The 15,619-nt window shown below is 54.4% G+C and carries 16 protein-coding genes; 10 read left to right on the plus strand and 6 right to left on the minus strand.

Annotated features, from left to right (window positions below; all coding sequences use genetic code 11):
• The first annotated feature begins 245 nt into the window (after positions 1 to 245).
• From OEV49_04120 to OEV49_04135, 4 genes are all read left to right on the plus strand, one after another.
• A complete protein-coding gene (locus OEV49_04120; GenBank protein ID MDH3890247.1) occupies positions 246 to 509 on the plus strand; it encodes a hypothetical protein in 264 nt (87 codons plus the stop codon).
• A 239-nt stretch (positions 510 to 748) separates the two neighbouring features.
• Positions 749 to 1,021: a hypothetical protein gene (locus OEV49_04125; GenBank protein MDH3890248.1), complete on the plus strand. Its 273-nt coding sequence runs from the start codon at positions 749 to 751 to the stop codon at positions 1,019 to 1,021.
• A 233-nt stretch (positions 1,022 to 1,254) separates the two neighbouring features.
• The gene (locus tag OEV49_04130; protein ID MDH3890249.1) at positions 1,255 to 1,524 is read left to right on the plus strand and encodes a hypothetical protein; all 270 of its coding nucleotides are present in this window, start codon (positions 1,255 to 1,257) and stop codon (positions 1,522 to 1,524) included.
• Between the two features lie 60 nt (positions 1,525 to 1,584).
• Entirely contained in the window at positions 1,585 to 1,857 is a 273-nt protein-coding gene (locus tag OEV49_04135; GenBank protein MDH3890250.1) for a hypothetical protein, read from the plus strand.
• A 1,136-nt stretch (positions 1,858 to 2,993) separates the two neighbouring features.
• Here the strand turns inward: OEV49_04135 and OEV49_04140 are convergent.
• Entirely contained in the window at positions 2,994 to 4,877 is a 1,884-nt protein-coding gene (locus tag OEV49_04140; protein MDH3890251.1) for a glycosyltransferase family 39 protein, read from the minus strand.
• 293 nt (positions 4,878 to 5,170) lie between these two features.
• On the opposite strand from OEV49_04140, the gene lepA reads away from it, so the two are divergent.
• Positions 5,171 to 6,970: a translation elongation factor 4 gene (lepA, locus tag OEV49_04145; GenBank protein ID MDH3890252.1), complete on the plus strand. Its 1,800-nt coding sequence runs from the start codon at positions 5,171 to 5,173 to the stop codon at positions 6,968 to 6,970.
• A gap of 492 nt (positions 6,971 to 7,462) precedes the next feature.
• Here lepA and OEV49_04150 read toward each other — a convergent pair whose 3' ends face one another.
• The 5 genes from OEV49_04150 to OEV49_04170 form a co-directional block, all read right to left on the minus strand.
• Positions 7,463 to 8,200 carry a type II secretion system GspH family protein gene (locus OEV49_04150; GenBank protein MDH3890253.1) on the minus strand — a complete coding sequence of 246 codons (738 nt, stop codon included), beginning with the start codon at positions 8,198 to 8,200 and terminating at the stop codon, positions 7,463 to 7,465.
• A complete protein-coding gene (locus OEV49_04155; protein ID MDH3890254.1) occupies positions 8,197 to 9,348 on the minus strand; it encodes a prepilin-type N-terminal cleavage/methylation domain-containing protein in 1,152 nt (383 codons plus the stop codon). Before OEV49_04155 ends, OEV49_04150 begins: the two co-directional genes overlap by 4 nt.
• Before the next feature lie 29 nt (positions 9,349 to 9,377).
• Positions 9,378 to 10,619 (minus strand): prepilin-type N-terminal cleavage/methylation domain-containing protein, encoded by a 1,242-nt coding sequence (locus OEV49_04160; GenBank protein ID MDH3890255.1) that lies wholly within the window; start codon positions 10,617 to 10,619, stop codon positions 9,378 to 9,380.
• A 5-nt stretch (positions 10,620 to 10,624) separates the two neighbouring features.
• Positions 10,625 to 11,383: a type II secretion system protein GspG gene (locus OEV49_04165; protein ID MDH3890256.1), complete on the minus strand. Its 759-nt coding sequence runs from the start codon at positions 11,381 to 11,383 to the stop codon at positions 10,625 to 10,627.
• A gap of 584 nt (positions 11,384 to 11,967) precedes the next feature.
• A complete protein-coding gene (locus OEV49_04170) occupies positions 11,968 to 12,264 on the minus strand; it encodes a (2Fe-2S)-binding protein (GenBank protein MDH3890257.1) in 297 nt (98 codons plus the stop codon).
• A 348-nt stretch (positions 12,265 to 12,612) separates the two neighbouring features.
• Between OEV49_04170 and OEV49_04175 the strand changes: the two genes are divergently transcribed.
• The 5 genes from OEV49_04175 (at position 12,613) to OEV49_04195 (ending at position 15,603) form a co-directional block, all read left to right on the plus strand.
• A complete protein-coding gene (locus OEV49_04175; protein MDH3890258.1) occupies positions 12,613 to 13,023 on the plus strand; it encodes an Rrf2 family transcriptional regulator in 411 nt (136 codons plus the stop codon).
• Between the two features lie 240 nt (positions 13,024 to 13,263).
• Entirely contained in the window at positions 13,264 to 14,148 is an 885-nt protein-coding gene (gene pdxS / locus OEV49_04180; protein ID MDH3890259.1) for a pyridoxal 5'-phosphate synthase lyase subunit PdxS, read from the plus strand.
• 208 nt (positions 14,149 to 14,356) lie between these two features.
• Positions 14,357 to 14,488 (plus strand): hypothetical protein, encoded by a 132-nt coding sequence (locus OEV49_04185; GenBank protein ID MDH3890260.1) that lies wholly within the window; start codon positions 14,357 to 14,359, stop codon positions 14,486 to 14,488.
• Entirely contained in the window at positions 14,489 to 14,647 is a 159-nt protein-coding gene (locus tag OEV49_04190; protein ID MDH3890261.1) for a hypothetical protein, read from the plus strand.
• Positions 14,644 to 15,603: a hypothetical protein gene (locus tag OEV49_04195; protein MDH3890262.1), complete on the plus strand. Its 960-nt coding sequence runs from the start codon at positions 14,644 to 14,646 to the stop codon at positions 15,601 to 15,603. The genes OEV49_04190 and OEV49_04195 overlap by 4 nt, the downstream gene beginning before the upstream one ends.
• Positions 15,604 to 15,619 lie beyond the last annotated feature (16 nt).

Raw genomic sequence — 15,619 nt, forward strand, 5'->3', positions numbered from 1 at the left:
CTTGAGACTGACCCGATAAGTTTGAACCTGTGGCCACAATCGGCCGGGGCTGCTCGGCAGAGCAGCCCGGCCAATATGGATTACGGGCCAGCGGTCCCATGCGGTTCGAGAAACAAAAAAGGTCGAAACAACCAACTGATGAGCGATAGACGATCGCGTCCGTCGGGTTCGGCCGAACACCTATGGGAGGGATACTCAACAAAGACAGTTAGACTCAAAACTTCTGACACACCATGGAGGGATGTATGAAACGTTTTCTTTTGATCGGAACTCTGTTCTGTACCGCGGCTCTGCTTGGACTTGGGATCACGCTGTTCCTGCCGTCCGAGGCAGGAGCCTGGGAATGCGACGAAACTACTCGCATAACGATGTTCAAGTGCGTTTCCGACGAGTGTACCGATCCGAACTTTCCGGTGGAAAAACTGGACTGCGGTTCCAGCAATCCACCGGGACACTATTGCGATTGTTACCATGTCAGTTGCCAGTTGCGGTGCCCGCCGGGCTGGTAGACCCGTGACCAGATAGGCTGAACCAGCGCTCATCAATGGTGAAGGCTGCTCCATCCGGGGCAGCCTGGTCAAAATGACGGGCGCAGGTGAAGTCGGAACTTTGGATCATCGAAGTTTCCGAAGTTTTCAATGACGAATGCGGACAGCGGTGTCAATCGGATTCAGCCGACACCTGATGGAGGGATTTCTCAACGAAGTCAGTTAGATTCACAACTTCAAACAAACCATGGAGGTTTTGTATGAAACGTTTTCTTTTGATCGGAACTCTGTTCTGTACCGCGGCTCTGTTCGGACTCGGGATCACGCTGTTCCTGCCGTCCGACGCATACGCGGGGATCTGCATAGAAGCCGAACGACAGGCCTACTTCGACTGCGCCGACGCGGCATGTTCGCCCCCGACACCGGTGGGTGTTTATGACTGCGGAACCTGGGACGGTGGCAACGACCCCGGTGGTCCTTGCAATTGTCAATTCATCCGCTGCCAGTTGAAGTGCCCGCCCCCACCGCTGTAGTGGTGGCCTGACACACCAGGCTGAATCCACGCCCGTCATTGATCCAGGCTGCTCCAGACGGAGCAGCCGGGTTTGAAAGCCGAGCGTGAGCCTGGCCTTGGTGCTTGACAATGGGATATGCCGGTGATGAGTGCTTGACGTGAGTGTCATTCGGACTAAGCCGACACCTGATGGAGGGATTTCTCAACGAAGTCAGTTAGATTCGCAACTTCAAACAAACCATGGAGGTATGTATGAAACGTTTTCTGTTGGTCGGTGCGTTGTTCGGCACAGCAGCATTGTTGGGATTCGGGATAGTACTGTTCTTGCCAACCGACGCCTCGGCCACCTGGTGCGACACTAATGACCGGTTCACTTGGTTTGACTGCGACGATCCGGTTTGCTCGGAACCGACACAGGTTGGTGTTTATGACTGCGGGTCTGACTGGTTCCCCTGGGGTCGTCTTCCCTGCGACTGCGTTTTCATCCGTTGCCAACTAAAATGCCCGACGCCGCTGCCTTGATGGCGTAAGGGTGTGGTTGTCATTGGACCTACGAATCGAAACAAACCATGGAGGTTTTGTATGAAACGTTTTCTTTTGATCGGAACTCTGTTCTGTACCGCGGCTCTCTTCGGACTCGGGATTACACTGTTCCTGCCGTCCACCGCCGTAGCCTGTCATTGCGACGAGAATGACCGGCAGCCCTGGTTCGACTGTGAAGACCCCGGTTGCACGCCGGAATTACCCGTCGGCCTTTATGACTGCGGAACATGGGACGGTTACTGCATCCCCCCCGGGACTCCCTGCAACTGTCAGTTCGTCCGCTGTCAATTGAAGTGCCCGACTCCGATTTAGTAATAGCTTGACCCTTTAGCTTGAACCTGCGCTCATCATTGGCCGAGGCTGCTCCGTCCGGGGTGGCCTTGTTTGAAGATGAAGCACAGGTGAAACCTGAATTATAGAAGATTGGAGTCACCAATGACGGGCGCAGACAACACTGTCTATCGGGTTCAGCCGGGACTCGACGGAGGCCTTCCTCCGTGACAACATTCAGTTTCACAACTTCAAACAAACCATGGAGGTACGTTATGAAACGTTTTCTTTTGACCGGTACGGTTTTTTGTGCCGCCGCCATTCTTGGGATCGGAGTCACTCTGTTCCTTCCCAGCAACGCCGTTGCTTGTATATGTGACTTTTACGACCCCCAAGTGATGTTCGAGTGCGACAGTCCGCTCTGTTCAGCCCCGACCCCGCACGCCCTCTTTGATTGCTTCACCTGTGTAGGAACGGGCGCTCCGTGCAGCTGCACATTTAGGGAATGTCGGACTAGGTGTCCCAACCCGATCTAAGGGTAGTCTGACATCATAGGCTGAACCCACGCTTGTCATTGGCTGAGGCTGCCCCATCCGGGGCAGCTTCGTTTGAATACCGAGCGCGGAGACGGTCTTGATATGTGACAATTGGAATTGCCGATGATGGGTGCTTGACAACGGTGTCATGCTAGTTCAGCCGACAACTTGAAGGGGCTTTCCACCACGCTAAACTGTAACATTTGAACTTCAAACAGACCATGGAGGTATGTTATGAAACGTTTTCTGAAGGTTGGTATGTTGTTCTGTACCGCCGCCATTCTCGGGATGGGAATCACTCTATTCCTTCCAGGCAATGCCTCAGCTTGCATTTGTCTCCCCGAGGTCTGGCAACCGTTATACGATTGTGACAGTCCGCTTTGTTCAGAACCTACTCCGCACGCCGTATATGACTGTGGCACTTGTTCAGGATCAAGCAATCCGTGTGGCTGCGTCTTTAAGGAATGTCGCACGAGATGCGTCATCGAGCCGTAACGATAGTATGATACTTTAGGCTGAACCCACGCTCATCATCGGTAGAGGCTGCTCCATCCGGGGCAGCCTTGCTTTATTTGTGGATTTGCGCGATAGCTGGCTCTGCCGCCGGACAGACACAGACAACCACCATGATAGGCCGTCCAATCAGTTATTGAGTCCGAGCGCTTGTTTCAGTTGGTTTATTTTGGCCAGCAACCGCGTGTCATTTGGCCTGAGCCTGTATAGCTGCTCGTATTGGTACAGCGCCGAGTCCAGTTGCCCCTCCTGGTCAAAAATATACCCCAGGCGATCATAACCCGGTGCGAAATCCGGCGCGTACTGTATGGTAGTTCGGAAGTACTGTCTGGCTGCCTCAATGTCATTGTTCAGTTGGGCAATTCGCCCGAGGCTGAAATTGTACTGGGGATATACCGGAAACTTCTGAAGCCCAGCCTCTAAGATACTCTTCGCCTTGTCAATCTGATTGGACTTCATGTACGTTTTCCCAAGGTTTTCATACAACTGCATATTGTCCGGCGACAACCGAAGCGCCCGCTCCATATACATGGCCGCTTGATCATAGTCCGCCCGGTTGTGGTAACTGTTTCCCACAAACCCGGCAAAGAAAGAGCGATTGGTGGGCGAATCAATGTCTCCTCCGATGTTCAATACTGCCAGCAATAACGCCAAAACGGTCAGACCGACCCAGAAGAAGCGGCGGTCCGAATGAAAATATCCTATCAGACCCCGGCCTCCGTAAACGGCAAAAACCACGGCCAGTGGCAAGACTGGTTGGCGAAAACGGGCACAGACAAAGAAGGCCGTCACAACTAAGGCCATCCCGACGACATAGGCCAGGGGAACGAACAAGTCCAGCCTCTCGCGCCGCGCATAAAAGAACCCCAGGAAAGCCAGTCCGAAGATCAGCCCGGTGGGGAAATTGAGAGCGTACTTCCATAGAGCCAATCTCATAAACCAGGAATACTCACCGCTGTAATACAATGAGTAGTTGTTGATAATCTCCTGACCATGGAAGAAATAGTAGAATTTCCTGACCACCCGAACCGCTGCCGCCATCGGCTCCTCTGTCATTTCCTTCACCGTTTCACCAAACCAAAAACTGGAGACTTCGCTTTCTCTGAACTTCCGCCCCGCCCGGCGCTCGGCTTCATCAACCGAGGCAGTCCATACATTGTCACGGTACTTGCCCATGCGCAGTGGTGGCCCGGGCGACTTGACGGTGATTCCGTCTGCTTCTGAGTTGTTGCCGATATAGAAGTTCACTCCACCCTGGGTCGAGATCAGAACAAACTCCCCCCCCTTCGTCACATTAGCCAGGGTTACCGGAAGAATCGGTAGAGAGATTCCCAGTAGAAACCAAAGGCTCGGCAACATGAGCATCTTGCGGTTGGACCATCCACTCTTCAACAAGAGAGCTACCGGAAGAATGATCAAAAGGGGAAGTATCGTCGGTCTTGTGATTGCTGCCAAGCCCAGGACAACACCGGCAACGAGACTGTTCCGCAACCGGGGGGAGTTGACCGCGATATAGCTGCAGTAGATTGCCAGCATGTAGAGAAACACTGTCATCGTTGTCATCAGTGTCTCCCCTTCGTAGAAAATCAAAGTCGGATACACCGCTACTACAGCAGCAGCCCAAAGGGCCAATCGCCGACCGATAAGCTTCGTTGCGAAACGGTAAGTCACAACGACTGTCAACAGACCCAGAATGTTCTGGAAAACGACAACCGGCCACGGTGATACGCCAAACCACTGGTACAATTGAGCCACCGTGTACGGGTAAAGTGGAGCCCGAAAAAAAGGGCTGTCCATCTTAACTCCGTTCAGAATATCCAGCGCCCAGGTATGATAGGCTTGGCTGTCGAGCAGGTAATTGCCCCAGAAAATACTGCCGGCCAGATCAATGTCGTAGAGACCACGAAGCAACGCACCCACGGCAATGATGATAAGCAGGGACTTGTGTTCGATCCAGAATGGTTGCGATCGGGTAGACGGCTTCGGTCCTTTTCGATCTCGCCTGTTCTTCAATCGGTCCTCCGTTGGAGCGTTTTGAGCCTTGGGGACTCCGGCGATAACCGGTCCCGGTTGCTCTGCCACTGGCTAAGTTACTTCTGTTGCCGGTTTAGTCAAGCTGTTTGGAGGTAGACGGAGGCCCGAGACTTTTCGCCGTTCTGGTGTGCCCCCGACACCACTCATTTGACAAATCAGCTACATTCCAGTATCTTCGCCGCCGCTAAGCAGCTTGAACCGTCGCCCGATAACTATCAAAGATGCGACCGGGGCCGAGTAAACGGCTGCAAAATGAAAGTGTGCCTGTAGTGATGGACCAGAAACAGATCAGAAACTTCTCGATAATCGCCCATATCGACCATGGCAAATCTACCCTGGCCGACCGTCTGTTGCAGGACACACACACCCTGCCCGACCGTCAGATGAAAGCCCAGGTGCTCGACACCATGGACCTGGAACGGGAGAGGGGTATCACTATCAAGGCCCACGCGATCCGACTCAAATATGTAGCCTCCGATGGCCTCGATTACCAGCTCAATCTGATTGACACCCCCGGCCATGTCGATTTCACCTACGAGGTCAGTCGCTCACTGGCCGCTTGCGAGGGAGCCATCCTGGTTGTCGATGCTTCGCAGGGGATTGAAGCTCAGACCTTGTCGAATCTCTACCTGGCCATGGAGAACGACCTGGAGATTCTGCCGGTTGTCAACAAAATAGACCTGCCCAACGCCGAGACCGAACGAGTGGTCGGAGAAATCGTGGAATTGTTGGGATGTAACGCTGACGATATCGTCAGATGCTCGGCCAAGACCGGTATTGGTGTCGACCAGGTTCTGACGGCCATAGTCGAAAAGATACCACCGCCCGAAGGTGACCCGGATGCGCCGCTGCAGGCCATGGTCTTCGACTCTGTGTTCGACAGCTACCGGGGAGCCATGCCATTCGTGCGGATTATGAACGGCACCTTGCACAAAGGTGCGCGCGTGAAATTCTTCTCGACCGCTCAGACTTACGAAGTGGACGAACTCGGCCACATGATTCTGTCTACCATATCGCAGGAATCACTCTCAGCCGGTGAGGTGGGTTACTTCTTCGCTTCGATCAAGGAAGTAGCCGACACGCGAATAGGAGACACCATCACCACCGCCGCCCACCCGGCCAAGACCGCACTTGAGGGCTTCATCGATGTAAAACCAATGGTCTTCTCCGGGCTCTATCCGGCCATCGCCGAAGATTTCAGTCGGCTGCGCGAATCGCTTGAGAAACTGAAACTCAATGACTCCTCGCTCACTTTCACACCGGAGTCTTCGACGGCTCTGGGCTTTGGTTTCCGGGTCGGCTTTCTCGGACTTTTGCACATGGAGATTATTACCGAACGACTGTCACGCGAATACGGCCAAACGATAATCAACACCGTACCCAATGTCGAATACCACGTGCACAAGTCCGATGGTTCCATAGTTGATGTAGACAACCCGGCCGATCTGCCTTCACCGGGCGACACGGAATTCATAGAGGAGCCCTATGTCGACGCCCAGATAATCGCGCCGGCTGAGTACATCGGTGCTATTATGCGTCTGTCGATGGACCGCCGGGGTGAATACAAGGACACTGAATACCTGACTTCAGATCGGGTCAGCCTGTCCTACCGTTTTCCATTGTCGGAGATCATTTTTGATTTCTATGACAAACTAAAATCGTCCACGCGCGGTTACGCCTCGCTTGACTACGACCAGCCTTACTATCGTCGCTCAGACGTTGTCAAGCTGGACATTCTACTCAACGCAGAACCGGTCGACGCCCTCTCGGTGATTATTCATCGCGACAAAGCTTACCGTTGGGGTAAAGAACTCAACGAAAAACTCCGCACATTGATACCGCGACAGATGTACGAAGTCGTCATCCAGGCCACTATCGGCAGCCGCATTGTCAGCCGCGCCACGGTACGACCCTTGCGCAAGAATGTCACGGCCCGATGCTACGGTGGCGACATCACCCGCAAACGCAAGCTTCTGGAAAAACAGAAGGAAGGCAAGAAGCGGATGAAACAATTCGGCTCTGTGGAGATACCTCAGGAAGCCTTCCTGGCCGCCCTCCAAATCGACCGGTGAGCGATAAATCGCTTTCTTGGCGCTACGCGCCCTTGAAACCAAACATCCAATTGACAACTCTTAACGCGAGCGGGTGGCCGTCTCAAACCTTGTTTGGGGCGGCGGACAAGCCCGTTTTTTGTGCTACGCATCCCACGTCCGTCATGCCGGACCTGATCCGGCATCCATCTTCTCTTGTAGGTCGAAACCCCTGTCCCCAGGGTGTCGTCCTGAGCGCAGTCGAAGGGCGAGGTTTCGACGATGTCGCAAAAGACACGGCTTGACCGTGTCACCCTTCGACTCCGCTCAGGGTGAGGTTGAGCTGCTCAAGTTTAGGTTGTGGTGCGTTGGTTGAGGTAGAGACGCGGAACACAAGATAGAGAATCATCACCTCATGGTGAGCGGAGTCGAACCATGAACTTGGGCAGATATGGGAACCCACCCGCCGCAAAGCCTCTGGGTGGGGTACCTTTTTGACTTATCACCGCAAAGCGCATAAGACCCATTTATGGGTTACCACAGGTCGGCGGGAAAGGTGATAGCGATTTTCACGTCGGCTTGCGGCGTTACGCTCACGGAAAAAGTCGTTGTATCATTGTCGGGCAGGTATACGACCCTAAGGGTCTGATTGCCTGCCGGTATACCGACAAACGAGAAGCCGCCCTGAATCGTGGGATTGATCATACTCGTGGTCGTACTGCCGACGCCATCGGGATACGTCAGATGAATCTCCAACGAGTCGGAGTAAACAGCACCCGGCATTTCATCGTCGGCATCTACTATGTATCCGTCAACCGTGTTGCTCAGCAGAGCAGCGGTAGACGTTGCGAGAAGTTTGTCGATGTTCGATCCCGATCCGGTCGAACGAATGAGTGAATCGGAGTAGGTGTATAACACGTTCCAACCATCCGTCTTGAATTCGTTCAGATCGATTCCGCGATTAATATAGGGTCCATCCCAGGTTGAGTATCCACCCGCGTTGGTCACCAAGGCATCCAGGTTGGGCGGCAACGACCCAACATCGCCGACATACCCAAAATCCGTTCGGCTGCTCTCGCTGTATAGATTCGTGTTACCGGCAATAGCTTCGGCCAGCGCATTCATTTCTTTCAGGGTGTGCTCGTACCTGGCCGTTTCCACCGAGGTCGACAGTTTGCGCACGGCCACCGTAGCCAGTATACCGACGATTATTATCACCATGACCAGCTCTATCAGCGTGAAACCCCGGTTGTTGCGAAGGGACAAGATCACTGGCAAGCTCCAAAACTGATGGCGAAAGTCGAACCGTCGGATAAAAGCACCGTCACACTCACATTCGACATGTCCACATTGGCTCCCCCAACAGGGTTAGCCTCGAACGTCTCGATCTGCACTCGGGCACTGTCCCCATCGGCAACCGCCTGGCCGACAGAGAAGGACGCCAGCTCACCGCTGCCTGCTTTCGGGTTGTTGGAGTCGAACACTGTCGTGCCGTTCCACCTGACATAGCGATAATAAGCGGTCGGTGTTGCATAGGTCAAAGTGATACTGTTAACCGAGACCAGACTGCCGCTGTTATTGATTACCCAGAACGAAAAATTGTTGCACTGCGGCGTGGTGTACACACTGTCGCGTCCGGCCATACTTTCCAGACCGCTGCCACCGGCGCCTGAGACCGCCCAAACATCCGAGGGTAAACCATACTCGCCGTAGGGCGACGACGCCGGTAAAACCGAAACGAACCGGGTCAGGCTGTCATCGTTGGGCATGTAGACTATCTGAATGTCGTGGTTGCCTACCGGAACGGAGTCGAATGAAAAGTACCCACCGACATCGACGGTTGACACCTTGCCAACCATTCCGCCGGTACCGTTGGGAATGGTCAAGGTCACCTCGACAGAATCCATATAGGTCGGACCGGGTGGCGTACCATCGCGGTCGGAGACAACACCACGAACCTGATTGAAGGTAAAATCGTTTACACTTTTGCCAAGCGTGCGGACAATGTCGGAGCCGGAGCCGCTGGAAGTTATATTAACCCCAGCATAGTCGTAGTTGACCCCCCAGGCGTCTGTCTTATAGTCGTCGACTTTCTGCGTAAACTCATCGACGATGTAGGGACCGTTCCAGGTTGAGTAACCGCCGGGGTTGCTCTTGAGGGCATCCAAATCCGGGGGCAAGGCGCCAACGTCCCCGACATATCCAAAATCGGAACGCACACTGTTGTTAGCCAGGGCCGGGTTGCCGACCATCGAAAAAGCCAGCGCCTGCAACTCCTGTTTGGTCTCCTCGACTTTTGCCGTGTCGGACAGAGTGATAGCCGAACGCAGTGCGACACTAGCCAGAATGGCGCCAATTACGACCACAATGATCACTTCGATCAGAGTGAAACCGGAACGATTGAAAATTCTGTGTGGCAACCGCGCCTGCATAACAGACCTCACCAAAATCAATTACTGTACGCCACTTCCACCCACATCTGTGTGCATCGAGCGGGATGGGTAGCCTTACTGGTTTTCAATTGAGCGCCGATCTCCAGGTCAATCAGTTCGGTCCAGGTCCAGGCGACTCCGGTGAACGGATTGGCGACCCATAGTTGACTGTGATCCAGGAAATCGTCAGTCAGGGTTTCTTCAGCGCCGTTGTAATCGGTCCCATTGGTGCGCATGACAATCTGTGCATGGGCGTCTTTGACAAATCTGCGCGCCCGCATGTAGACGGTTATCGAACTGATACTGCACGAAGTGTCACTCGGATCAGTGATGGCGTAAATGTCTCTCAGATAAGTCAGGCTGTTTGACTCTACGTAGGTGACATTTGAGTCGCTGACCACTTCATCGACACACTGATAGTTCGACCCGCAACCGCTGGTCTGGAGTTCTGCGGCACTGCCTGCTGCCACCGGCCGCAAAGCCATGCTGCCGGAACCTGCGCAACCTCCGCCCGCGAAGTAGGCTGAGGCAAATTTGTAACTAACCGGACTTTTGTGCCGGGGAAGAATAGTGACATATCGCAATAGGGTATCGACATTCGGTGTGTATATCAGTCGCACCGGATGCGTGCCCACGGGCAGTGAGTCCAGGGTGAAGGCACCGACCGCGTCCGGTGTGTAGCTCTTGGTTGCCGAGCCGCCGACTCCGTTCGGTATCGTCACGGTGATATCGACAGAGTCCATGTAGATAACACCCGGCAACGAGTCATCGGCGTCAAGGATTGTGCCATCCAGACTGTTGAGTGTATGGTCAGCAACCTGGTCGGCGATCTTGTGGGTCAGTGTCGATCCACTTCCGGATGATTGAATGGCCACACCACCGGTGTATGCATACAGTGTCCCCCACTCGTCCGTCTTGAATCCGACCGCGTCCTCGCTGATTCCGGGTGGCAGGTAGGGACCATCCCAGGTGCTGTATCCACCCGGGTTTTCGTAAAGGGCTTGCAGACTGGCCGGGAAACTCCCGACATCGCCCACATACCCAAACTCCGCCCGCTGCCCGTTGCTTTTGATCGATGGATCCCCCACGATGGCCCGAGCCAGCATCTCCATCTCGCGCTCGGTTGCCACCCGCCTGGCATCCTGCACCATCACCGTGGCCGACTGCATAGCCACGGCCGCCAGCACGCCGATTATGATAATCACGATGGTCAGCTCGATCAGCCCGAAGCCGTGGTTGTTATGAAGTCTGGGTAGCATCAATCTCACCACAAATCACCGAACAACTGAGTTTGCATGAAGCTGTCGCCGCCGGGCGTGAAAGTGACCAGCCGCGTGAGCGTATCATTGGACGGCAGATAGACAGTCCGAAGTGTCTGTTGTCCGATGGGGATTGAGTCGAACAGTGCCAACCCGTTGGCATCGGGAGATGAGTTGCGAGTGGCAAAACCACCGGCGCCGTCGGGATGAATCAGGATCAACCGCACCGAATCTCGGTAAACGCTTCCCGGCGGGTCGTTGTCGAGATCAACCACGGTTACCGTTAGCCGGTTGTACAGTAGATCGTCAAGGGAATTGGCCAACCGTTGTGTGATAGTCGTCCCGCCACCGGTGGATACAATGGTGGCCCCGCCCGAAAACTGGTAGGCTCTGCCCCAGGCGTCGGTCTTGAACTCAGACGACGGACCACCAACGGCAGCGTAGAAGTCATCCTGCACGTAAGGACCATCCCAGGTGGCCAATCCGCCTGGATTGCTGATCAGGTCATCCAGATTGCTCGGCAGTGCGCCGACATCGCCGACATAACCGAAATCGATTCGAGAGCCACCGGAAACCAGCGACTGGTTGCCGGTAATGGCCCAAGCCAACTGCTCAAGCTCCCCTTTGGTTTCTTCGACCCGGACAATGTCGTTGGTCGCCGTCTGCGACTTCATGGCCACCGTAGCGATTATGGCCACAATGACAATGACAATCACCAACTCCAATAGCGAGTAACCGGCTGTCGAACGTATTTTTGCGAGCATACAGTCTGGGTCCCATCATCTTTGGTCTCATTAGGTTATCGGCAGACTACCGGGACCGTTTTATCCCGACCCGGTTTCGAGGGACTTGTGATAAGCTGTGGAGACGCTTGGTAGAAACCCACCCGACGCAAAGCCTCTGGGTGGGCTACCACGTTTCCACCTGGCCCACGTCGACGTATACCACGCACAACCCGCCGAAGTGTCAGAGTTCCCGCCACCCTTGTCTGAACTTTGGTAGGGCGGGTCCGTCTTCGCCTGCGCGCCGCGGCGTGAACCCGCCAGTCTTGTAGATCGAAACCCCCGGCCCGAAGGGGAAGAAACATGGCTTGACCGTGTCGTCCGGAGCGCAGTCGAAGGTGATAAATCACATTTTCGCGCTCCGCGCGGCTGACGAATGAACCTTCTGTGACGGAGTCTTCGGATTCAGGCACAGACAACCACCTCATCCTGAGCGGAGTCGAAGGTGATAAATCACATTTTCGCGCTCCGCGCGGCTGACGAATGAACCTTGTTTGGGGCGGATGTAACCCACCCTCACCAGACAGACAATGGATGTCCACCGCTGACAAAATCGAGCAGGAGCGCTATGCTTCCGGCGGAATTACCAAAACCAAATCGCCGCCGATCTGGCATTGGCAAGCAAGCCGCGAGGATTCGGTGACGCCCTCAGCCTCCTCAAGCAGATCAAGCTCATCTTCGGTCTTGCCGTTGAGCGTCTCCAACCCTTGTTCGACCACAACATGGCAGGTACTGCAAGCGCCATTGCCGCCACAATCATAGTTGATATCGATATCAGCATCCAAGGCGGCATCCAAAATGGTCGTGCCCGCTTCGGCTTCAATTGTCCTGTTCTCGGTTTTGAAAAACAGCTTCGATTTCATGCTGTCGTCAACATCTTTGGCCCGGCTTTGTTCCCCGTCTGGTGGTTGAAAGTGAAATGGCTTTGTCGGTCGGCGTTCAACAGCCTTATATGGCCCGAAAACCCTTGACTGGCGCAGCTTGCTGGAATTCTGACGGACTGACACCGGCCCGTTAACGACCCCCCTTTTGTCATAAAACGTGCAAAAGTCCACTTTAGGTGCAAAAAAGGCCAAATGGGGCAATTTTGTTATGGACATAATGCATCTTTTTAGATATAATGCCTCGAACATGGAAAGGTAGGGATAGTATTCCCGCCATGGAAGTCTGTAGAAAACGACAGCTTGAACTAAAAAGAGAAGGAACATCGCATGCGGTTATCACGCAAATCAGACTACGCCATCAGAGCCATTCGGCATATTTCAACTCTGGGCAGAGGCCAGCTTGGATCTATCAACTCCATCGCAGAAGGAGAACAGATACCTCGCGAATTCCTGGCCAAAATCCTCAAGGACCTCACACGCGGCGGTATCCTGGTTTCCTATCAGGGCGTCAAGGGTGGATATGCGATGGCTCGTGAGCCCAAGGAAGTCAGCTTTTTGAACGTCATCGAAGCCATTGACGGTCCCATTCATCTCAATCTCTGTACCGAACCGGATGGCTGTCGCTGTGAGCAGTTCAACACCTGTGACTTGAAAGGTTTCTGGGAGACGCAGGAAGGTACTTTCAAGAGAGCATTGGGCAAGCAGCACTTTGGCAAGTATCGCAAGGGCCGCAAGTAGATCATTCGGCCAACGCGCCTGATAGATCGAAGACGTGAGGACGGGTCGCCTTTGTCAGTGACCCGTCTTATTTTTTGGGACTTGTGCCTTCGCCGAGGCGCATGTTATATTCAACCAGAGAACCGGCCGGAATGCCACGCCGGTTCGACACGAGCACCGCGCGACATTCGGTGAAGATACGAACTTCCAGTCGACAGCGGTGTCTAAGAATAGAACCAACCTGTTGTCAGGAGAATGAGAATGGTAGATTTCAGTGATAAACAGCATCGTGTGAAAATCGGCCTGGCCGAAATGCTCAAAGGCGGCGTGATAATGGATGTCACCAACGCCCAGCAGGCATCGATAGCCGAACAGTCCGGCGCAGTGGCCGTAATGGCCCTAGAGCGAGTCCCCTCCGATATTCGCGCTGATGGCGGCGTGGCCCGCATGGCCGACCCCGACGTTATCGACTCAATCAAAAAAGAAGTGTCCATTCCGGTTATGGCCAAATGCCGGATCGGACATTTTGCCGAGGCTCATGTACTTGAAGCTCTGGAAGTGGACTTCATAGATGAGTCCGAGGTGTTAACCCCGGCCGATTACAAACATCATGTCGACAAATGGCCATTCAAGGTGCCGTTCGTGTGCGGTTGCCGCAATTTGGGTGAAGCCCTCAGACGAATCTCAGAAGGCGCCGCCATGATTCGCACCAAGGGTGAGGCCGGTACCGGTGACGTTTCCGAGGCGGTCAAACATCTGCGCGAGATCGGATCGGCCATGAAAACGCTCACCGTCATGCCCGATGAAGAGCTATACGGTGTGGCCAAGGAACACCGGGTGTCAATCGACCTGGTTCGCATGGTGGCCAAAACCGGTGTCCTGCCGGTACCGAATTTCGCCGCCGGCGGCATCGCTACACCGGCCGATGCGTCACTCTGTATGTACCTCGGCGCCGAGGCGGTGTTTGTTGGCTCAGGGATTTTCAAGTCGGACAATCCCGAAGCAAGAGCCAAGGCTATCGTTGCCGCTGCCACACATTACAAAGATGCAGCGATCGTGGCCGATGCCTCACGCGGTCTCGGTGATGCCATGAAAGGTATGCAGGTCGACAGCATTCCCGACGAGGAGCTGCTGCACACCAGGTAGGCGCAGGCAAGCCCATTAATGGGTCTTACTCGCTTCGTGCGGCCGACGCAACGGAACGATTCTTCGGAGGGTGATAAATCACATTTTCGCACTCCGCGCCTTTCTCAACATAAGGGCATTGCTGCAATGCCACGGCATGTCAAAACCATAGCGGCGCAAAGACCCGCCGTGGCTTCAGCCGCAACAGTTGGAACCAATGGAGGAATCAATGCTACCCAAAGAACAGAAACAGACTTATGGCGCTTTCTACAGTGCGGCTCGCAACAACGATATCCTGCCGCCGGAAACCACCCTCATGATCCATCTGGCCGCAGCCATGGCTTCAGGATGCGGTCCCTGAATGCAACATTACTTTGGCGTGGCCAAAGAACAAGGTATCTCAGATGACGAGATCGGCGCCGTGCAATCCATTGTTATGGCCGTTGTCTCCGGCAAGGTTCGCGCCCAGTTTCGTGATGCGCGGGTAGCAGCCAAAAAACAAGGAAAAGACGCAGAATGAAATTGAATGTATTTATCATGTCGGTCGTCCTGTTGTCGGTACTGGTAGTTGGTGCGTTCGCTGAAGAGCCAGTTGTTCTCACCGGTCCTTACCTGGGTGAAGAGCCGCCGGGGGACAAGCCCAGGCTGTTCTCACCCGGGGTCGTCTCGACCGGCAAAGAACACAGTGCGGCTATGTTTACCGCCGACGGAACCGAGTTGTGGTTCGGTCGGATGTTCCCGGCGGCCATCTGGTACATGAAACAAGTCGATGGACAATGGACCGAACCCAAACTGGCGCCGTTTGCCCACCAGGCTGGTGAGTTGTACCCGTTTCTTGTGCCCAGCGGTGATCGTATTTTCTATAACACCATGCGTCCCCTAACCGAAGGCGGAGCACCGCTCAGGAACGATCAAGGACATCTGTGGTGTGTCGAGCGCACCGGGTCACAGTGGAAAAAACCAGAGTACCAAAACGCCCGCATAAACTCACTGGCCGGTCTGGCCTGCGGCTCGGTGGCTGAGAGCGGCACGATGTACCTAAGCGCCCGGACCACCTCCGATGGAAAACCAAACCACGATCTGTTCACATCAGAGTTGGTTGACGGTAGCTACAGCGAACCAGTGAATCTCGGACAAGTGATCAATAGCCCCGCCCCAGAATTCTGTCCCTTTGTAGCGCCCGACGAGAGCTATCTGATCTTCTCATCGTTCCAGGGTGGGAGCGGTTTGTCTGACCTGTTTATCAGTTATCGCAACCATGACGGTTCCTGGACCAAACCCAGAAACCTGGGTACTGCCATCAATTCCAGCGCCAAGGATGATTCCCCGTATGTCACGGCCGACGGAGAATACTTGTTTTTCAACAGCAACCGTCGCTCCGCGCTCAACAGTAGTCCTATCCCCGATGGACCGGGCAACATGTATTGGGTGAATACCAGCTTCATCGAACGTCTGAAACCCGAGGACATGAAATAGCGCCACGCACCGGCTG

The organism is Candidatus Zixiibacteriota bacterium (assembly GCA_029860345.1).
Lineage (GTDB): Bacteria > Zixibacteria > MSB-5A5 > GN15 > FEB-12 > JAJRTA01.

Bases quoted from the DNA above. Each gene is read 5' to 3' on its own strand.
- OEV49_04185 (MDH3890260.1), top strand. From the start codon at position 14,357: ATGCTACCCAAAGAACAGAAACAGACTTATGGCGCTTTCTACAGTGCG.
- lepA (MDH3890252.1), top strand. From the start codon at position 5,171: ATGGACCAGAAACAGATCAGAAACTTCTCGATAATCGCCCATATCGAC.
- OEV49_04195 (MDH3890262.1), top strand. From the start codon at position 14,644: ATGAAATTGAATGTATTTATCATGTCGGTCGTCCTGTTGTCGGTACTG.
- OEV49_04175 (MDH3890258.1), top strand. From the start codon at position 12,613: ATGCGGTTATCACGCAAATCAGACTACGCCATCAGAGCCATTCGGCAT.
- OEV49_04190 (MDH3890261.1), top strand. From the start codon at position 14,489: ATGCAACATTACTTTGGCGTGGCCAAAGAACAAGGTATCTCAGATGAC.
- OEV49_04165 (MDH3890256.1), bottom strand. From the start codon at position 11,383: ATGCTCGCAAAAATACGTTCGACAGCCGGTTACTCGCTATTGGAGTTG.
- OEV49_04120 (MDH3890247.1), top strand. From the start codon at position 246: ATGAAACGTTTTCTTTTGATCGGAACTCTGTTCTGTACCGCGGCTCTG.
- pdxS (MDH3890259.1), top strand. From the start codon at position 13,264: ATGGTAGATTTCAGTGATAAACAGCATCGTGTGAAAATCGGCCTGGCC.
- OEV49_04160 (MDH3890255.1), bottom strand. From the start codon at position 10,619: ATGCTACCCAGACTTCATAACAACCACGGCTTCGGGCTGATCGAGCTG.
- OEV49_04130 (MDH3890249.1), top strand. From the start codon at position 1,255: ATGAAACGTTTTCTGTTGGTCGGTGCGTTGTTCGGCACAGCAGCATTG.
- OEV49_04170 (MDH3890257.1), bottom strand. From the start codon at position 12,264: ATGAAATCGAAGCTGTTTTTCAAAACCGAGAACAGGACAATTGAAGCC.
- OEV49_04135 (MDH3890250.1), top strand. From the start codon at position 1,585: ATGAAACGTTTTCTTTTGATCGGAACTCTGTTCTGTACCGCGGCTCTC.
- OEV49_04125 (MDH3890248.1), top strand. From the start codon at position 749: ATGAAACGTTTTCTTTTGATCGGAACTCTGTTCTGTACCGCGGCTCTG.